We start from the raw sequence: 18840 nt of genomic DNA, 5'->3' as shown, positions 1-18840 counted from the left end.
GTCTGATCACCAATCGGGTGAAGGAGCGCGCAGTCCCTTGATGCGCTCCCGTGCAGGTTCGTCACGCTCCAACACACACCACTACACGGCACCGAGCGTGCCCGGCACCTTCGCTAACACTGCCTCCCACCAGTTGAAACTGTGATCGAGCAATCTATCCACGATGTCTTAGCTCGGGTCGAGTCCGTCGGCCTTCATTATCCCGTGCACCCCAGAGTGGACAGCCAGATCGTTTGGACAGCGATTACACGCTGCTTCCGCTCGGACTTCCCGAACCCGAGGACGACGGCCGCGCTGCGCATCTGCCGGGAACGAAGCTGCCCGACATCGTGCTGACGGACAGTGACGGGGTGAGCGTCGACCTCGCGCAGCTGCCTGCCGGTCGCACGATCGTCTACCTCTACCCGCTGACCGGCCGCCCCGGCGTCGACCTTCCGGACGGGTGGGACGCCACTCCGGGCGCCCGCAGGTGTTCAACAGAGGCGTGCAATTTCCGCGACCATTACACGGAGCTACAGGAGCTGGGAGTGCAGGCCGTCTACGGATTGTCCAGTCAGGACGTGGATTACCAGGCTGAGGTCATCGAACGCCTGCACCTGCCGTTCAGCATGTTGTCTGATCGGAGTTCCGCCTCGCGGAGGCCATCGATCTGCCGACATTCAGCGCGACCGGCCACCCAAAGCTGTACTCGCGGCTGACGTTGATCGTGAACAGAGGCACCATCGAGCACGTCTTCTACCCGATCTTTCCGCCCAACACCCACGCCGAGCAGGTGCGTACTTGGATTGAGCAGAACCAACCGGAGATCTGAGCGAGGCCGTCTCAGTACCCTGGTGTCGACAGAAAGTATCGAGGAGTTCAGTGATCGAATGTCGCCGTTGCGCCGCAGGTGAGTGCAGCCATGGCCAGCGGTGCTCGACGATGCTGCGGTGGTACGACGATCCGTGGGACGGAACCTTCTGGCGTCGCTGCGAGTGTGACGCCTGGGCCGAACCACCACACGGCGCCGCGCCCGTGACCGTGCGGCGGATTGCCGCCCAAGACAGTGCAGATTAAGCCGAGTACCCCGGCGCCAGATACCTTCGCACCATCTCCTTTTCAGCCTCCGCATCCTTCACCGGCCAGTACCACAGCGCCAGGAACGTCCGGATCAACCACTGCGACGCCAGCGGATCGGCCGCCCCTCCGACCATCTCGTCGGCGAAACGCGTGACGACGGGCGACTCGGTCAGCCAGTCATTGCCGGGCAGTGTCGTCATCGAGCGCATGATCTGGGCCAGGGGATCGGCCCGAAGCCGTTGTAGCGCAACGGTGGTCGCGGTGACGACGCGCTCGGAACCAGTCAGTCCGTCGATGGCCTCGCGCACCGACGCAAGAATGCGTTCGGCCTGGCGGCCCACCACCGCATCCCGGATGGCGGTCTTGCCGCCGGTGTGGCGGTAGATGGTCGCCGGCGAACAATGCACGGCGGCGGCCAGGGCATCGATGCTGAATGCCTCGAAACCGTGCTGCGCCATCAGGTCGGCGGCCGCGGCGTAGATCCGTTCGGCGGCCTCGCTGTGCCTGTCGCGGCCCACCAGCCAGTCGTCCGCCCGCCGAGAGCCCATGACGCAGTTTTATCACCGTGAGGAGAATGAGGGCAGAATTCTCATCGAAGTCGCAGGTCGCCGGACGTCAATGAGAAATCAGCGCTCGGCCTGCGTGCAATGGGGCTTTCGTGTTTCCCGTGGACCATTGACGCTCCGCTCCACCGCATCGACCCTGTGCACATGACCCTGCTGTCCAGCGCGACGGATTTCTTCGGACCCGAAGCGCTCCAGGACCCGTACCCGCTCTACGACCGGATGCGTGCCGACGCCCCGGTGCAACGCATCGGAGATTCGGGTTTCTACGCGGTGTGCGGCTGGGAAGCCGTACTGGATGCGGTGGCCCGGGTCGAGGACTTCTCCTCGAACCTCACCGCCACCATGGTGTATCACGACGACGGCACCGTCACGCCCTTCGACATGGGCCCACTGGGCGGCCCGCAGCACGCGCTGGCCACCGCCGACGACCCGGTACACGACGTCCACCGCAAGCTGCTCCTCCCGCACCTGTCCGCCAGGCGAATTCGCGTCATCGAGGAGTTCGCCGAAGCCACTGCCATCGAACTGTGGTCGAAAGGATTGGCCGACGGCCGCATCGAGTGGATGAGCGCGGTCGCCAACAGGCTGCCCATGATGGTGGTCGCCAGGCTGCTCGGCCTCCCCGACGCCGACGTCGACCGCCTCATCCGACTCGGCTACGCCACCACCACCCTGCTGGACGGCGTGGTCAGCGAGGAAGAGTTGACCGCCGCCGGCACCGCGGCCATGGAACTGGCCGGTTACGTCATGGAGCACTTCGCCGCGGTGGGGGACACCGACGGGGACGGGCTCATCGGGGACCTCGCCGTCCGCTATGCATCCGGCGAGCTGGAACAGTTTCCGGCAATGGGCATCATGCTCACCCTGTTCAGTGCCGCCGGCGAATCCACCGCCTCACTGCTCGGCAGCGCGGCGTGGATCCTGGTAACCCAGAAAGACGTTCAAGAACAGCTCCGGGCCCAACCCGATCTGCTCGGCGCGTTCATCGAGGAGACGCTGCGCTTCGAGGCGCCGTTTCGCGGTCACTACCGCCACGTCGTCCGGGACACCACGCTGTCCGGGGTAGACCTTCCCGCCGATTCGCGCTTGCTGTTGATGTGGGGCGCCGCCAACCGGGATCCGCAGAAGTTCGACGCGCCCAATGAGTTCCGGCTGGACCGTGAGAACACCAAAGGGCACATGACGTTCGGCAAGGGCGCGCATTTCTGCGTCGGCGCGGCGCTGGCGCGCCTGGAAGCCCAGATCGTGCTGCGGATGCTGCTGGAGCAGACCACCTGGATCGAAGCCGCCGACGTCGGGCAGTGGCTGCCCAGCATCCTGGTCCGCCGACTCGAGCGCCTGGAACTCAAGGTCAACGGGTGAACCTCAGGACTTCCCGAGCCCCTTGGCCTGGAACTGCCCGATCGACATCACCGCCCGCCGGCGCGACATCAGCCGGGTCTGCAGCAGGAGAAACAGCCGGTTCGGCAGGCTCGGCACGAGCATGTGTTTACGACCGATCGCGCTGAGGACGCGGCGCACCACCGCGTGCGGCTCCGAAATCAGCCACTGCGGATATGCGTCGAACAGGTCGCCTTGCGTGTTCATCAGCCCGCCGACCATCACCAGCACGTCGACGCCGCTGCCGAGCAGTTCGAACCAGAGCGCCTCGCCCAGACCGATCTGAAACGCCTTGTTCGCGCCGTAGGCGCCGGTGAACGGACTCGAAGTCAGGCCGACTCCCGACGACACGATGACGATCGAACCCCGTCCGCGGCTGCGCATCTGATTGCCGTATCGGTGAATCAGATCGGTGTAACCACGGGCATTGATGTCGATCATGCGGCGGTGCACATCCAGCGGCATATCCAGGACGCGGGGAGTGTCCGACGGGGTGAACATGTGGTTGCACACCAACAGGTCGACCTGGGCGCCGTCGGTGGCGGCCGCGATCCGGTCAATGGCGTCGGGATCACCCATATCGCACGGCACGGAAATCACGTCGACCCCGAATTCGGTACGCAACTCGGCCGAGCGGGCGGCCAGCTCATCGTCGAGGATGTCCACCAGGATCAGGTTCAGCCCCTCGGCCGCCAGCTGCCGGGCGAACGCATACCCCAGACCGACGTCGCGGGCCGCGCCCGTGACCAGCGCCCAGCCGCCCCGGTACTCGCGCACCCGGGACTTGCGCAACCGCCTCAGACTCGGATGGTGTCCGGCCGCACGAACCATGGGCACAACCTAGGGGATCCGCCGGTCCGTCAAACCGCGATCGCCCCGACACTCTCGTGCTGCTCACAGCGGTCTTCGCGGCTGCAAATGCCCAGCAAATCGTTGCGAAAGCAGAGGAGCGGCGGTGTTCTGCGTAATAACGACCGCATTTCGTTGCCGCCTGAATTAGCTGCAATGCACCAGAGGCTGGACGTCAGCGCGGTCAGGAACGTAGGTTTCCACCAATCGAGGAGGATCGCATGACGTACACGGTGGTTCATGCCGGAACCGGCCTCACCGGGCGCGAAGCGCTGCGTGGACTGATCGACGACCCGGACATCGAACTGGCAGGCCTGCTGGTGTCCTCCCCGGACAAGGTCGGCGAGGACGCGGGCAGCATCTGTGGACGCGGCGACACCGGGGTGCTCGCCCACGGTGACTTCGACGCTGTGCTCCGGCAGCGGCCAGACTGCGTCGCCTATTGCCGGACCGCGGTCGGCCGCGAGGAGGACGCCTACAGCGAGATAGCACAGCTGCTGCGGCACGGCATCAACGTCGTCACCATCTCGACGATCCCCATGGTGTACCCGCAGAGCGCACCGCAGCGGTGGCGCTCGCTACTCGAATCCGCTTGTCAGGAAGGCGGATCGACGTTCTACGCATCGGGATGCGAACCCGGCCTGATCAGCTTGAACCTCCCGGTCGCCATCCTGGCCGGTGCCGGGCAGGTCGACAGCTACCGCATGGACGAGTACGCGGTGGGCCTGGATCTGGTGTATCCGATCTGGGACGTGCTGCACGAGTCGATGGGGTTCGGTAAGCCCGACGGACATGTCCCGGCGCGCATCGCGTCCGGAAAGGTGCGCCACGACTGGGAAGCGGTGGTCCACTACATCGCCGATGCGCTGGGCCTCGAACTCGACGACATCGACCTGGAATGGGAGACCCTGCTCGCGCCGCACGACCTGTCGACGGCGCTCGCCGTGATCCCGGCAGGCACCATATGCGGGCATCGGTGGAAGCTGGCCGGTGTGGTCGACGGCGTCCCGGTGGTGGCCGTCCAGTACTTCGCCACGGTATCGACCACGCCGTGGCCCGATTCGTGGCCCGCGCCCGAAGGTGGCGCCGGGATGGTGCACCGCATCGAGGGGCGGCCCAGCCTGCGCCTGCAGGTGGCCTTCGAGGACGGGCCCGGCGAGCGTGCCAATCCCTCTCTGGTGTTCACCGCCCAGGCGATCGTGAACGCAATACCGCATGCCGTGGACAACAAGCTCCCGGGACTGCTGGAGCCCGTCCTCGGGCGGTCTGTGGTCACCCGCCAGGCCCGCCGGAGCGGTTAGACCGCCCTTGGGGCGCTTTGCCGGACCCCGTTTAGCGTCGGACGGCTACAACTCGGCGGATTTATGTCACGGGTAGTTACCCAGCAAAGCCCCGCAGCCGCTAGAGTGCTGCTAGCTCATTTTGACTCGGGGGATAAATATGTTCCGCAAGCTCGCCGCCGCGGGCCTCGCTGCGTTGGCTGTCGGCGCCGTGGTGCCGCCGGTGCCTGCGCTCGCGGATTCCGAAGCCGAGTACGCCTTCGTGCAGTTCATGCACAGTCGGGACATCGACGACTTCTATCCGGGCCGCAAGGAAATGATCACCGCCGGTATGGCGGTCTGTACGGCCATGGATGACGACCGCTACACCTGGCAGCAGGCCACGATGAAGCTGATGACGGCCGACGCCATCCCGGTGGAGAAGGCGACGTTCATGGTGTTCGGGGCTGCCGCGGCGTTCTGCCCGTGGCATCTGCGGCAGTGACCAGCTGAGCCTCGCGCATCCAACCTCGTAAGAGGTTGCGCCGCACAGCTAGTTGAGTGCCAGCGGTGAATTCGGGTCGAAGGGTGTGTACCACCACCATTGAGCTCGTTCGCCGAGTGGTCCTCTGCACGGCGGGACGTCGGGTGGGGCTGTGGTGGGTGGTCGGGCGAGGGCGGCGCCGGTCATGGGGTCGCCGTCGCTGTCGGTGACGACGAGTTTGTCGGCGGGGCCGGTGAGGGTGATGTCGCCTTTATGGTGCAGCCGGTGATGGAAAGGGCAGAGCAGCACCAGGTTCGAGAGGTCGGTGGGTCCGCCGTTCTCCCAGTGCACGAGGTGATGGGCGTGCAGGCCGCGGGTGGCCCCGCAGCCGGGCACCACACAGGTCTTGTCCCGGTACTCCAGGGCGCGGCGCAGGCGGCGGCTGATGGTGCGGGTGGTCCGCCCGGCCCCGATCGGGGTGCCGTGGCGTTCGAACCAGACCTCGCAGGTGGCGTCGCACAAGAGGTAGCGGCGGTCGGCGTCGGTGAGGGCGGCTCCCAGATGCAGCGCGGCGATGCGCTTTTCGACGTCCAGATGCATCACCACTGTGGTGTGGGCTCCGTGTGGGCGGGCTGCGGCGTCGGTGTCCCAGCCGGCTTCGACCAGGCTCATGAAGGCATCGGTGGTGTCCGGGAACGGTGGTGCCTGCTCGGAGGTCTGCGCACCGGGCTGCTCGTCGTCGCTGTCGCCGGCGTCGTGATCGCGTCGCCAGTCCGCGACCAGTGCGTCCTTGTGCGAGGCGACCGCGGCGTCGAACTTCGCGGCCTCCAGCTTGGGCAGCCGAATCTTGTAGGTGGTGTAGCCGTCGCCATCGACCGAGGAGAACGAACGCTTGGGCTCTGGCTTGCGGTCCGGTTCGGGCCGGGGTTCCTGTTTGACCGCGGTCCGCAGTTGGGTGACCGTGGCGACCTGCACCAGATTGGCGTAGTGATCGTCGCAACCTGCGGCAGCCTGTTCGGCGATGACCCCGATCTGATCGAGGGACACCCGCCCTTCGCGCAATCCCTGGGTGCAGCGCGGCAATTCGTCGATGCGGTGCGCGACGGCGACCATGGTCTCGGCCCGGCGCGGGGTGACACCGGCTTTCCAGGCCACCAGCGCTTCGATCGACCGGCATCCGGTGGCACCCCACAGCGCGTTGCCGTCGGCCGTACCTCTGCCGTCGATCTCGGCGATGATCTCCACCAACCGGCCGTCGATCGCATTGCGCTGGCCGGTCAGCTCGGCGATCTCCTCGAACAGCACATCCAGCCGAGGCTCAACGTAATTCTCCGCGAAAGGTGTTGTCGGAGGCGGCATGACATCATTATCGCACCGGGGTCCGACAAGTTCCGACGTTGTCGGCTACTCCCGTCCACTGCTGCAGTACGGCTCCCCACGCGTCCCGGTCCGCCGACGATCCGATCCACGCCTGATAACCATCGGGGCGGACCAGCACCGCGGGCCCGTCGTCGGCACGTTCGGCCTGTAACACAACGGAGGCATCCAACAACCCCGCCCCATGTTCGCGCACCAGGACGAATCCCGGCCTGCGTTGCAGCTCGGTGAGCCGGCCCGTCACCAGGGGAATCTGCACGGCGCGGGTGCCGGATCGTCCGTACCGCAAGCCGATACCGGAGAAGCTGCCCGCCACCGCGTCCCGGACAGCCGGGATCCGAAGCAGCCGTGGCGCAAGCAGATTACGCAATCCGCGTGCCAGTCGCGGATGCAACGTCACACCACGCGCCATCAGGCCGGACTGGCGCAGCACCCGCGTGCCGATGGGATGGCGTTCGGTCTGATAACTGTCGAGCACCGCGTCGGGCGCACCACCCAGCGCAGCATCGAGCTTCCACGCCAGATTCGCCGCGTCCTGGATCCCGGTGTTCATGCCCTGCCCACCCATGGGGGAGTGCACATGCGCGGCATCCCCGGCCAGGAACACCCGCCCGTGCCGGTACTGCTCGACTTGCCGTTCGTCGCAATGGAATCGGGAATGCCACCCCACCTCGACAACCCCCGGATCGGTGCCCATGGCCCGCCGCAGCACATCGACGATCTCGGCGGTGTCCACCGGCACATCGTCGGATACCTGAAACGCGCGGTCCCACAGCATCGTCCGGTACCACCGGCCGTCACCGTACGGGGCGAGGAAGGCGAACACCTCCCGTGTGCTGTGCAGTGCCAGGCCATCACCGGACGGCCCGTCTGCGAGTTTCACATCGGCCAGCACGATCGAGGCCAGGATGGTCTTGCCCGGAAACTCGGCGCCGAGCAGGTGCCGCACCGTGCTGTGCGCGCCGTCGGCGCCGATCACATACCGGGCCCGAAACGACGTGACACTGCCATCGGCAACCGACCGCGCGGTCACCGAGACGCCGTCGCCGTCCTGCACCAGCTCGACCACCTCGCATCCGCGCCGCACATCGGCACCGTGCGCCGTCGCATAACGGGCAAGGGCCGCATCGATATTGGTCTGCGGCGTGATCATCGCGAAGGGATACGCCGAGTCGAGGTGAGTCATATCGATGCGGGCACCGCCGAAAATGGTCACGCCCGGCGTGCGGTGGGCATGAGCCAGGAGATCCTCGGCCAACCCGCGGCTGTCGAGAAGTTCCAGGGTGCGGGCCATGGTGGCGAACGCGCGGCTGGACGGGTGGACCGTCGGGCGGCGCTCCAGCACGATCACCGACCGGCCCGCCCGGGCCAGGTCGCCGGCGGCCGTCAATCCGGTGGGTCCGGCCCCGACCACCAGCACGTCGGTATTCATGAGGGCACCACCGCCTCCGGGTCCGGATACCAGCGGCGGATGTCGTCCGGGGTGGCCACGGCGGCGCGGTTGAAGACGAACCGGCATCCCGGCTGGCTGGTGTGCGCGGCGTTGACGATCGCCTCGAACAGCAGCGTGTTGGCGGCGACCAGCCGGATCCCGGCACCGATGAGCACCGCGTCGTATCGACCCGCCGCCAGCCACTGCCGGGCCTTGGCCGCGCCGGCCTCGCCGAACGGGATGAGGCAGCTGTCCACCTGGTAGCCGGCGGCGCGCAGCCCGGCGACGTTGTCGTCGTTGGCGGCCCGCAGTTTCTCCCGGGTCAGCCCGCGGAACTGGGCGAAATCGGGGGAGCTCACGTCGATGACATCGGGATCGAGCCCGATCTGGATGGCGGTGATGGTCATGTCCGGTCCTCCGACCTGCGAGTTCAACAACCGTTGAACTCAACGCTAGGCCTGTGGGTTGGCCATGTCAACGGTTGTTGAATAGTCTGTCGGCCATGGCGACGAAACTGCGGGACGGCGAGGCCACCAAGGCATCGATCCTCAATGCCGCCCAGGCGCAGTTCGGCGAGCAGGGGTTCGAGCGCACCACCATCCGGTCCGTCGCCGCGGCGGCGGCGGTCGACCCGGCATTGGTCATGCACTACTTCGGCAGCAAGGCCGGACTGTTCGCGGCGGCCACCCGGCTCGACATCAGGTTCCCGGACCTGTCCGGGGTGGCCCCGGCGGATATCGCCGCCGCGGTGATCCCGATGTTCGTCGAGGTGTGGGGGCCGGACGGGTCGTTTCTGCCGCTGCTGCGGGCCGCCGCCACCAACAGGGTCGCCGCCGAGGCGCTGCTGAAAGTGTTTGGCACACAGGTGGCCCCGGCACTGGCGGCGGTGGTGCCGGATCGTCCGGCCGAACGGGCGGCGTTGGTCGGTGCCCAACTGCTCGGGGTCGCGGTATCGCGCTACATTCTCGGCACCCCGCCGCTGGCCCAGATGTCCGATGCGGAACTCATCGGTTGGCTGAGCCCGGTCCTGGCGCACTACCTCACCGATCCTGTGCCCGCGGCAGTCGGGGTCGCTAAGGTGGCCCCTCATGGGGGAATGTGATGGTTGAGACGGACAGTGACCCGAACGTCACCGGGTCCGGCGTCGAACCGCCGGTCAGCCCGGAGGTGCGGCACAGGTTCAGCTTGCTGGAACAGTACGCGCCGGGGGAGGGCGCGCGATGGGCCACCGAACTATGGTGCACCCCGCCGGTGGTCGAGATGAGCCTGCGCATGCCGCCCGGAGTGCCGCCGAGCACGCCGGTCGAGGCGTTCTGGGAGGGGCACCGGATCGCGGGCGCCTCCTGGGGTGCGGGCGAGCCGGTGTACCTGGTCCACGGCTGGGGCGGGTGTCAGGCCCACCTGGGCACCTTCATCAAACCCCTCGTCGAGGCCGGATACCGCGTCATTGCCATCGATCTGCCCAGCCACAACGACTCTGAACCCGGCGATCTCGCGCCGGGCCGCACCACGCTCATCGAGTGCGCCAAGGCCGTGCAGGCCGTGGTTGACGAGTTCGGGCCGGCCCGCGCGATCATCGGGCACTCTCTCGGCGCGAAGGCGGCGGCCTTCGCGGTGGCGTGGGGGACGTCCGCCCAACGCCTGGTGTTCTTGGCGCCGATGGGCAACTTCCCGGTCTACATCGACATGTTCACGGCGCGGCATGGATTCGGCCCGCGAATCCGTGACGGGTTGAGCCGCCGCCTCGAACAGCGGATCGAGATGCCGTTGGCCGACACCGACATTTCGGTGATTGCGCCGCGCGCCGACAATCCGCCGCTGCTGATCATCCATGACCCCGACGATCCCGACACTCCCTACGAGACCAGCGAAGAGATCGTCGGAATCTGGCCGAACGCCAAGCTGGTCACCACCAAGGGCCTGGGCCGGCTGGCGCACTACCGACTGCTGCGGCACCGCCCAGCGCTGAATGCCGCACTCGAGTTCATCTCGGATTGAGGCGTCACGACGCCGGGCGTGAGTTCTTGTCCGCGTACATGAGCTCGTCCACCCGAACGAGTAGTTCATCGACCGTACTGGTGTCGGAGGCGGGCACACTCATCAGCCCGATGCTGGTGGACAGCCGGTAGGACCGGACCTCGGTCTCGTTGAACTGCTGCACCGCGTTTTCCAGCCGCGCTTTCAGGGCGGCCGGATCGGTGTCGTTGTCGACGATGAGGACGCAGAACTCATCGCCACCCAGCCGGGCGAGGATGTCGGATTTCCGCAGCGCCGATCGGAGAACCCGGGCCAGGTCGACGATCAGGGCGTCCCCGACGACGTGCCCCTGGCGGTCGTTGACCTTCTTGAGCCCGTCCACGTCGATGAACCCCAGCAGGCAGTCGCGTCGGTCGCGGCGGGCCGCCATCAGCACCGACTCGGCCAGCAGGTAGAAACCGCGACGGTTGGTGACGCCGGTCATCTCGTCGGTGACCGTCAGCTGCAGCATCTCGTTGTTGACCTGCTCCAGTTCGGCCGTCCGGTCCAGCACCCGCTGCTCGAGCTCGGCGTAGACCTGCACGTTCTCCATGGCCACCGAGGTCGCGTCGGCCAGGGCCTGCAGGAGTGAGACCTCTCGCTCGGTCGGCATCCGCTGATCGGCCCAGTAGTTGCCGATCGCCCCCACCGGGTCCAGGGTGCGGATCGGCACCATCACCAGGCTCTTGACGAAGGTCGGGCGGTACGCCTCGTGCGGGATGCGGTCGTCGACGTAGATGTCCTCGATGACCGCTGCCGTACGGTTGAGCATCACCCAGCCACTGATGCAGGTCTGCATGGGGAACCGGCCGCCCTTCCACAGCGGCGCGATCGCATCCTCGTCGGCGTAGTAGCACATGTCGTTGTCGCGCAGCACGAACGTGGCGCCGTCGCAGCCGGTGAGTTTGCGCGCGGCGGCGCGCACGATCCGCTGGATATCGGGCAGGCAGCGTGCCAGCGAGAGCTCCTGCACGGCCTGGACCAGGTGCTGCGTGGACTGCACGTAGTCGACGTCGTCGGGCTGCTCCGCCGTGGTGCGCGCCGGGTCCTCGACGCTCATCCTGCCTCCGTGTGGATCGTCCTCAAGACACCCGGGGGAGTCCGATCAAGATCGTACCGCCGAGCACACCGGGCCGCGGACTGCTGGAACCGCGCCGGCCGGCCGAACTAGCCGACGGGCTCCAGCGGTTTCGGCGGCGTCGCCGCGCGGGCCGGACGCTGCCGGACGACCTGCGGCCACCAGAACCACTTGCCCATCAGCGCGGCAATGGACGGCGTCATGAACGACCGGATCACCAGGGTGTCGAACAGCAGACCCAAACCGATGGTGGTGCCGACCTGTGCTACCACCGTCATCTCGCTGACGAACATCGACATCATGGTGAACGCGAACACCAGGCCGGCGGCCGTCACCACCGAACCCGTGCCGCCCATGGCGCGGATGATGCCGGTGTTGAGACCCGCGTGGATTTCCTCCTTGATTCTGGCGACCAGCAGCAGGTTGTAGTCGGCGCCGACGGCGAGCAGCACGATCACCGCCATCGCCATCACCATGAAGTGCAGTTCGATACCCAGGATGTGTTGCCAGACAAGGATGGACAGGCCGAACGACGCGCCGAGGGACACCACCACGGTGCCGACGATGACGGCGGCGGCCACCAGGCTGCGGGTGATCAGCAGCATGATGATGAAGATCAGGCTCAGCGCCGCGATCCCGGCGATGATCAGATCCCAGTCGTTGCCTTCCTGCATGTCCTTGAACGCGGCCGCGGTGCCGGTCAGATAGATCTTCGACCCCTCCAGCGGGGTGCCCTTGATGGCCTCCTTGGCGGCGGTCGTGATCTTCTCGACCAGTTTGATGCCGTCGGGGGTCAGCGGATCGTTCTCGTGAGAGATGATGAACCGCACCGATTTTCCGTCGGGGGAGATGAAGCTCTCCATCCCGCGTTTGAAGTCTTCGTTGTTGAAGATCTCCGGTGGCAGGTAGAAGGTGTCGTCGTTCTTGGCGTCGTTGAACGCGTCACCCATGGCGCTCTGGTTGTCCTGCATCGCCATGCCCTGGTCCTGCATACCCTTCTGGGTCTGGTACATCCGCAGGATCATCTCGCGGGAGGATTCCATCGACGCGATCTGCGACGGCATCGTCTCCAGCATCTGCGGCATGAGTTCGTCGAGGCGGTGCATGTCCGGCAGGATCTCCTCGAACTTCGAGGTCATCGTGTCGGTGCCGTCGAGCGCGTCCATCACCGAGCGCATGGACCAGCACACCGGGATGTTGTAGCAGTGCGGTTCCCAGTACAGGTAGTTGCGCAGCGGGCGGATGAAGTCGTCGAAATTGGAGATGTTGTCCCGCAACTCCGCGATGTCGGCGGCCATCGCATCGGTCTTGCCGACCATGCTGTGCGTGGTGGCGCTCATCTCTCCCATGAGCGAGACCATCCGCTTCATGGTGTCGATGGTGGATTGCATGTCGTCGGCCTGCAGCAGCATGTTCGCGAACATGTCTTCCATGTACTTCTGGTTCATCTGCTGATTGGTGCCGCCCATGCTCATCTGGGCGGGGATGGTGCTGAACTCCAGCGGTTCGCCCTGCGGGCGGGTGATGGCCTGCACGTTGCCGATGCCGGGCACCTTGAACACCGCCTTGGCGATCTTGTCGATCACCAGGAAGTCCGCCGAGTTGCGCAGATCGCGGTCGGTCTCGATGAGCAGCAGCTCCGGATTCATCCGGGCCACTCCGAAGTGCCGCTCGGCGGCCGCGTAGCCCTGCTGGGCCGGCAGGTCTTCGGGCAGATAGTTGCGGTCGTTGTAGTTGGTCCGGTAGCCGGGCAGCGCGAGCAGACCGATCAGCGACAACGCGATCGTGGCCATCAGCACGGCACCGGGCCAGCGCACCACGACCGCGGCGACCCGGCGCCAGCTGCGGATGCGCATGGAGCGCCGGGGTTCCAGGATGTTGCGGTAACGGCTGGCCACCGTGATGATCGCCGGACCCAGCGTGAGTGCGGCCAGCACCACCACCACCATGCCGAAGGCCATCGGCACACCGAGGGTCTGGAAGTACGGCAGCCGGGTGAAGTGCAGGCACAGCATGGCGCCGGCGATGGTCAGACCGGAACCCAGCACCACGTGGGCGGTGCCACCGAACATGCTGTAGTACGCGGATTCCCGGTCCTCGCCGACGGTTCTGGCCTCCTGATACCTGCCTATCAGGAAGATCGCGTAGTCGGTGGCAGAGGCCACCGCCAGCGTCACCAGCAGCTGGGTGGCGAAGGTCGAGAGCCCGATCAGTTCGTGATAGCCGAGGAAGGCGACCACGCCGCGGGCCGCGGTCAGTCCGAGCACCACCATGACCAGCACCAGGATCGTGGTGACGATCGAGCGGTACACCAGCAGCAGCATCGAGATGATGACGAGGAAGATGACGCCTTCGATCACCTGGACGCTGCGGTCCCCGGAGATCTGCTGATCGGCGGCCAGGGCGGACATGCCGGTGACGAAGACCTCGACACCCGGCGGGGGCGGTACGGCCCGGACGATCTCGGTGGCGGCCTGCACCGATTCGTTGGCCAGCGACTCACCCATGTTGCCGGCGAGATACACCTGGACGTAGGCGGCCTTACCGTCGGAGCTCTGCGCGCCGTCCTGGGTCAGCGGGTCGCCCCAGAAGTCCTGGACGTGCTCGACGTGTTCGGTGTCGGCCTCCAGCCGGTCGACCATGTCGTTGTAGAAGTAGTGCGCGTCGGCGCCGAGTGCCTGCTCACCCTCCAGCACGATCATCACCGAGCTGTCCGACTTGTACTCGTCGAACACTTCGCCGACTCGCTTGCTGGCCACCACCGCGGGCGCGTAGTCCGGGCTCATCGACACCGACCGCATCTGGCCGACGGTTTCCAGCGGGGGGACCGTGATGCTCAACAAGGCGACGAGGGCGACCCACGCGATGATGATCAGGACGGCGAACCGGCGGATGAAACCGGCGATGCCGCCGCGATGCTGCTGGTGGGGGGCGACGACCGGGGCCGCGGGAGAGTCGGGCACGTCGGCAGCCACTCCTGATCGATTAGGGGTACTTGCTTTTTACCAGATGGCCGCCGCCAGTGGCAGGACAGCCTTGCCTCACCCGGTAAATCCCTACCCGGACACCGGATGCGGGTAGGTCGCCGCACGGTGCTGGAATGCCAGGATGGCGGGGTTCTGCACGGTGCCGTCCCGGATCTCGATGGCCCGTGAGATCGTCGTGCTCTCATCCCAGGCTGTCCGGCCGCCGAGCACGGTGGCCAGATGTGGCAGTAACGCCTCGCTGATCTCCCAGGTGGCCGAGTTCCACAGGTAGGAAGGGCTGTGGTCGACGGCGTAGTAGGAGACGCCGTGGGCCAGATCGACGACCGGGTTTTTGAACGTCGTCGGTCGCGCCCAGCTGAATCCCATACCCACATCACAGGACACGTCGATGAGCATGGTGCCCGGGGTGAAGGTCTCCAGATCCTCGGTGGTGAGGAAGACCAGGGGTGAATTGGGATCCTGCAGCACACAGTTGACGACGATGTCGTTGTCGGCCAGTAACCGCGCCACCGGCACGCTGCCGTACTCGGGGATGTCAGCCCACGTCTGGCCGTCCTCATCCTGTGCCATCTGGACCATCTGGGTGGACGGGATCGGCGATCCGACGGCCGCCACCTCACGGTTGGTCAGCACCCGGACGTCATCGACACCGTGGGCGTTCAGCGCGGTGACCGCGCCGCGGGCCGTCGCGCCGAATCCGATGACGGCAGCACGCATCCGCCGGCCGTAGCTGCCGGTCACCCCGGCGAGCTGCATGGCGTGCAGCACCGAGCAGTAGCCGGCCAGCTCGTTGTTCTTGTGGAACACGTGCAATCCGAATCCGCCGTCGGCCTGCCAGTGGTTCATCGCTTCGAAAGCGATCAGCGTCTGCTTGCGATCGATGGCGATCTGGGTCAACTCGATGTCCTGGACACAGTGCGGCCAGCCCCAGATGATCTGTCCGGCCCGTAACTGCGCAAGGTCCTCGGCCTGCACCTTGGGCAACAGGATGACATCGCAGGCGGCGACGATCTCGTCGCGCGTCTTGACGCCGCCGACGAACTCGGTCAGGGCGTCGTCGGTGGTGCCGAACTCCGCCCCATAGCCCTTCTCGACGAAGATGCGCTTCCGCAACTCGGGGTCGATCCTGGCGAAGTGGGCCGGGTGGATGGGCAGCCTGCGCTCGTCGGGTTTCCGTGAGCGGGCCAGCACACCCAGCGAAAGCCCCGCGTGCCCGGTCAGCGGGCGTTCCCCGGAACGGCGGTGTGCAGCGTCATGGCGACGCTCCTGTCTCTGGCCACGAGACGGCCAAAATTTTCGAATCGGCGACGACGCGACGTCATCAGTCGGGTACGAAGGACCGCCGATGTCGGTCAGCCTACCCGGCCGACGCGGACAGGAGACCGCCGTAGCGCAGGTCAGTGCAGCGTCACCAACCGGTCGAGCGCGTCGATCGGCAGGTTGCCCTCGGTGATGGCCCGCACGTTGAGCAGGTTCAGGAGGATCCCGCCGTTGTGGTTGTCCAGGAACGCGGTGTCTGCGGCGTCGCGCCCGGTGGCGATGCGGACCAGGCTGTCCCGCGGCGCCAGCCCGGTGGCGTCGACCACCCGCCACTGCCCGTCGACGAACGCCTCGGCGACCGCATGGAAGTCCATCGGGAACAGGCCCGGCGCGTACACCGAGACCAGCCGGGCCGGCACCTTCACCGCGCGCAGCAGCGCCACCACCAGGTGCGCGTAGTCGCGGCACACCCCGGCCCCGGCGAGCATGGTGTCCACCGCCCCGTCGATCGGGTCGCTGGATCCCGGCACGTACTGCAGCCGGCGACCCACCCAGGCGGTCACCTCGGCCAGTAGCGCCGCGTGATCGGAGCGGTCCCCGAATTCGGTGCCCGCGAAGCCGAACAGTTTGTCGGCCTCGGCGTACCGGCTGGGCCGCAGGTACATCGACAGGTCGGAGTCGGTCACCGGCGGGGGATCGGCGTAGCCGACGACGGTGGCCGAATAGTCCACCCGCAGATGCCCGATCCCGGCGTCGAATTTGTGGATGCGGTTGCCGTGGGTACCGCTGATCTCCAAGGCGTCCACGGGTTCGCCGTTCAGCACGAAACTCAGTGACTCGGACACCTCGGCGCCCGGGTGCGGGGCGACGGCGATCTGGAACTCCAGGGTGGTGGGGGCGGTGATGTTGACTTCGAGTTCGGCCCCCACGTCGCGTCGCATGACCCGATCATCCTTCACGTGTCGCGTTCGGGCGAATCGCCGTCGCCGGTGCGGCCGGACCGCCAGCCGCGGTACCCGCGGTGCGCGGCGAACGCGCCGACGATGGCCGTCGCGCACCACACCGCGATCGCCACGTACACCAGCGGGGAGGACAGGTCACCGACCGAGGCGCCCAGCGCGGTGTAGACGAACGCCCGCGGCGCGGAGCCGATGAAGGCGCCGATCATCATCTGCCACAACGGGACCCCGAAAGCGCCGAACGCGTAGGACGCCATGGCATCCGAGATGCCGGGGACGAAGCGCTGGCCCACCACGGCCCACAGCCCGCCGCGCTCGATCAGGGCGTCGATACGGTCCGCGCGCTGCGCGCCGAGCAGCGCGCGGGTGCTGTCCCGGCCGGCCCGGCGGCCGCCCAGGCTGGCGATCGTTGCGGTGCCCACCGTCGCGCCCAGGGTGACGAAGGTGCCCAGCACCGGGCCGAACAGCACCCCGCTGCCCGCGGCCAGCAGCGGGCCGGGCACGAACAGACTGCCCAGCACCGCGGAGACCAGCACGTAGACCAGGGGCGCGGCCGGTCCGGTGGCGGCCACCGCACCGCGGATGTCCTCCAGGTCGAGGATCCGTGCCACCCCGATCAGGTAGTACAGGCCGAGCAGAAAGACGGCGAGCACGGCCAGTCGGATGATGTGCGGGCGCCGGCCGGGCTTCACTTCGTCATCGGAGGTGTCGACGGGGGTCACACCCCGAGCATGGAGTCGAGCCATCCGCGCGCGAAGTACAGCAGGAAGCCCGCCGCGACCACCCACAGCAGCGGGCTGATCTCGCGGCCCTTGCCGGCCGCGGTACGCACGACGGCCCAGGCGATGAAGCCGACGCCGATGCCGTTGGCGATCGAGTAGCTCAGCGGCATCACCGCCACCGTCAGGACCACCGGGAGTGCGATGGAGAAGTCCGCGAGGTCGATCTCGCGCAGGTGCGAGGCCATCATCGCGCCGACGATGACCAACGCGGCGGCGGCGACCTCGGTCGGCACGATCGCCGCCAGCGGCGTGAGAAACATTGCGGCCAGGAACAATCCGCCGGTCACCAGGCTGGCCAGCCCGGTGCGCGCGCCCGCGCCGATTCCGGCGCCGGACTCGATGAACACCGTGTTCGACGAGGCCGAGGCCGCGCCGCCGACCACCGCGCCGGCACCCTCGACCACCAGCGCGGACTGCAGCCGGGGGAAGTTGCCGTTCGCGTCGGCGACGCCGGCCTGGCGGGACAGCCCGGTGAAGGTGCCCATCGCGTCGAAGAAGTTGGTGAACACCAGGGTGAAGACCAGCATGACGGCGGCCAGGATGCCGATCCGGCCGAAGCTGTCCAGGCTGAACTCGCCGACCAGGGACAGGTCGGGCAGCGCGAACGGGGAGCCGCTCAGCGTGGGCACCGACAGTCCCCATCCGCCCGGGTTGTCCTGGGCCGATCCGAGATGCCAGATGGCCTCGACGACGACGGCCACGATGGTGCCGGCGATCAGGCCGATCAGGATGCCGCCGCGGACCTTGCGGGCCACCAGGATGCCGGTCACCAACAGGGTGAACACGAAGATGACGGTCGGCACGCTGGTGATCGAACCGGCGCCCTGGACGCCCAGCCCGACCGGCGGCGACGGCCCACCGGTGGACGCCACGAACCCGGCATTCACCAGACCGATGAACAGGATGAACAGCCCGATACCGGCCGTGATGGCCAGCTTCAGCGGCATCGGCACCGCGTCGAAGATCATTCTGCGCAGCCCGGTGACGGCCAGCGCGACGATGATCAGACCGTTGATCACCACCAGGCCCATCGCTTCGGGCCAGGTCAGCGAGCCGACCACCGAGGATGCCAGGAAGGAGTTGATCCCGAGCCCGGCCGCGAACGCGAACGGCAACCGGGCGATGACGCCGAAGGCGATGGTCATCACGCCGGCGGCCAGCGAGGTCACCGCCGAGACCTGGGTGAAACCCAGCTGGTTGCCCGCGACGTCCGGCGCCCCGGACAGGATGATCGGGTTCAGCACGATGATGTACGCCATCGCGATGAATGTGACGACGCCACCGCGCATCTCGGAGCCGACTGTCGACCCGCGTGCGCTGATTTCGAAGAAGCGATCCAGCCGGTTCACGGT

At 67.1% G+C, this 18840-nt stretch carries 16 protein-coding genes and 1 pseudogene; 6 read left to right on the top strand and 11 right to left on the bottom strand.

Going from position 1 to position 18840, the window contains the following annotated elements; all coding sequences use genetic code 11:
- Positions 1–221: 221 nt before the first annotated feature.
- Positions 222–811, top strand: a pseudogene (locus K0O62_RS18505) (peroxiredoxin); the annotation flags it as partial.
- Between the two features lie 241 nt (positions 812–1052).
- Here the strand turns inward: K0O62_RS18505 and K0O62_RS18500 are convergent.
- Positions 1053–1607, bottom strand: a complete 555-nt coding sequence (locus tag K0O62_RS18500) for a TetR/AcrR family transcriptional regulator (RefSeq protein ID WP_073853886.1) — start codon at positions 1605–1607, stop codon at positions 1053–1055.
- A gap of 162 nt (positions 1608–1769) precedes the next feature.
- Here K0O62_RS18500 and K0O62_RS18495 point away from each other — a divergent pair, with 162 nt between their 5' ends.
- Positions 1770–2987 (top strand): cytochrome P450, encoded by a 1218-nt coding sequence (locus K0O62_RS18495; protein WP_073853888.1) that lies wholly within the window; start codon positions 1770–1772, stop codon positions 2985–2987.
- A gap of 3 nt (positions 2988–2990) precedes the next feature.
- Here K0O62_RS18495 and K0O62_RS18490 read toward each other — a convergent pair whose 3' ends face one another.
- Positions 2991–3836: an SDR family NAD(P)-dependent oxidoreductase gene (locus K0O62_RS18490; RefSeq protein ID WP_083603683.1), complete on the bottom strand. Its 846-nt coding sequence runs from the start codon at positions 3834–3836 to the stop codon at positions 2991–2993.
- A 239-nt stretch (positions 3837–4075) separates the two neighbouring features.
- On the opposite strand from K0O62_RS18490, the gene K0O62_RS18485 reads away from it, so the two are divergent.
- Positions 4076–5155: a dihydrodipicolinate reductase gene (locus K0O62_RS18485; protein ID WP_205870777.1), complete on the top strand. Its 1080-nt coding sequence runs from the start codon at positions 4076–4078 to the stop codon at positions 5153–5155.
- 139 nt (positions 5156–5294) lie between these two features.
- On the top strand, positions 5295–5618 hold the full coding sequence (locus K0O62_RS18480) for a DUF732 domain-containing protein (protein ID WP_073853892.1): 324 nt from the start codon (positions 5295–5297) through the stop codon (positions 5616–5618).
- A 48-nt stretch (positions 5619–5666) separates the two neighbouring features.
- Here the strand turns inward: K0O62_RS18480 and K0O62_RS18475 are convergent, their stop codons facing one another.
- The 3 genes from K0O62_RS18475 to K0O62_RS18465 are packed head-to-tail and all read right to left on the bottom strand — an operon-like array spanning position 5667 to position 8813.
- Positions 5667–6956 carry an HNH endonuclease signature motif containing protein gene (locus K0O62_RS18475; RefSeq protein WP_073853894.1) on the bottom strand — a complete coding sequence of 430 codons (1290 nt, stop codon included), beginning with the start codon at positions 6954–6956 and terminating at the stop codon, positions 5667–5669.
- Between the two features lie 7 nt (positions 6957–6963).
- Positions 6964–8406: an FAD-dependent oxidoreductase gene (locus K0O62_RS18470; protein WP_073853896.1), complete on the bottom strand. Its 1443-nt coding sequence runs from the start codon at positions 8404–8406 to the stop codon at positions 6964–6966.
- A complete protein-coding gene (locus tag K0O62_RS18465) occupies positions 8403–8813 on the bottom strand; it encodes a hypothetical protein (protein ID WP_073853898.1) in 411 nt (136 codons plus the stop codon). Before K0O62_RS18465 ends, K0O62_RS18470 begins: the two co-directional genes overlap by 4 nt.
- 95 nt (positions 8814–8908) lie before the next feature.
- Here K0O62_RS18465 and K0O62_RS18460 point away from each other — a divergent pair, with 95 nt between their 5' ends.
- Positions 8909–9508, top strand: coding sequence for a TetR/AcrR family transcriptional regulator (locus K0O62_RS18460; RefSeq protein ID WP_073853900.1), 600 nt, complete (start codon positions 8909–8911; stop codon positions 9506–9508).
- Entirely contained in the window at positions 9508–10404 is an 897-nt protein-coding gene (locus tag K0O62_RS18455) for an alpha/beta fold hydrolase (protein ID WP_073853902.1), read from the top strand. Before K0O62_RS18460 ends, K0O62_RS18455 begins: the two co-directional genes overlap by 1 nt.
- Before the next feature lie 4 nt (positions 10405–10408).
- On the opposite strand, the gene K0O62_RS18450 is transcribed toward K0O62_RS18455, so the two are convergent.
- The 6 genes from K0O62_RS18450 to K0O62_RS18425 all read right to left on the bottom strand — a co-directional run bounded on the left by K0O62_RS18450 (position 10409) and on the right by K0O62_RS18425 (position 18837).
- A complete protein-coding gene (locus K0O62_RS18450) occupies positions 10409–11482 on the bottom strand; it encodes a sensor domain-containing diguanylate cyclase (protein ID WP_073853904.1) in 1074 nt (357 codons plus the stop codon).
- A 107-nt stretch (positions 11483–11589) separates the two neighbouring features.
- Complete coding sequence (locus K0O62_RS18445) at positions 11590–14463, bottom strand: MMPL/RND family transporter (protein ID WP_073854385.1); 2874 nt, start codon at positions 14461–14463, stop codon at positions 11590–11592.
- Positions 14464–14556: 93 nt separating this feature from the next.
- Positions 14557–15678 carry a N(5)-(carboxyethyl)ornithine synthase gene (locus K0O62_RS18440; RefSeq protein WP_234799949.1) on the bottom strand — a complete coding sequence of 374 codons (1122 nt, stop codon included), beginning with the start codon at positions 15676–15678 and terminating at the stop codon, positions 14557–14559.
- A 206-nt stretch (positions 15679–15884) separates the two neighbouring features.
- Positions 15885–16688, bottom strand: a complete 804-nt coding sequence (locus K0O62_RS18435; RefSeq protein ID WP_073854389.1) for a transglutaminase-like domain-containing protein — start codon at positions 16686–16688, stop codon at positions 15885–15887.
- 14 nt (positions 16689–16702) lie between these two features.
- Positions 16703–17428, bottom strand: coding sequence for a TVP38/TMEM64 family protein (locus tag K0O62_RS18430; protein WP_234799950.1), 726 nt, complete (start codon positions 17426–17428; stop codon positions 16703–16705).
- Positions 17425–18837, bottom strand: a complete 1413-nt coding sequence (locus tag K0O62_RS18425; RefSeq protein ID WP_073853908.1) for an NCS2 family permease — start codon at positions 18835–18837, stop codon at positions 17425–17427. The genes K0O62_RS18430 and K0O62_RS18425 overlap by 4 nt, the downstream gene beginning before the upstream one ends.
- Positions 18838–18840 lie beyond the last annotated feature (3 nt).

The organism is Mycolicibacterium diernhoferi (assembly GCF_019456655.1).
In the GTDB taxonomy this organism is placed as follows: Bacteria; Actinomycetota; Actinomycetes; order Mycobacteriales; family Mycobacteriaceae; genus Mycobacterium; species Mycobacterium diernhoferi.
The sequence above is the reverse complement of the archived record's forward strand: the minus strand, read 5'-3'. Positions and strand labels throughout refer to the sequence as shown.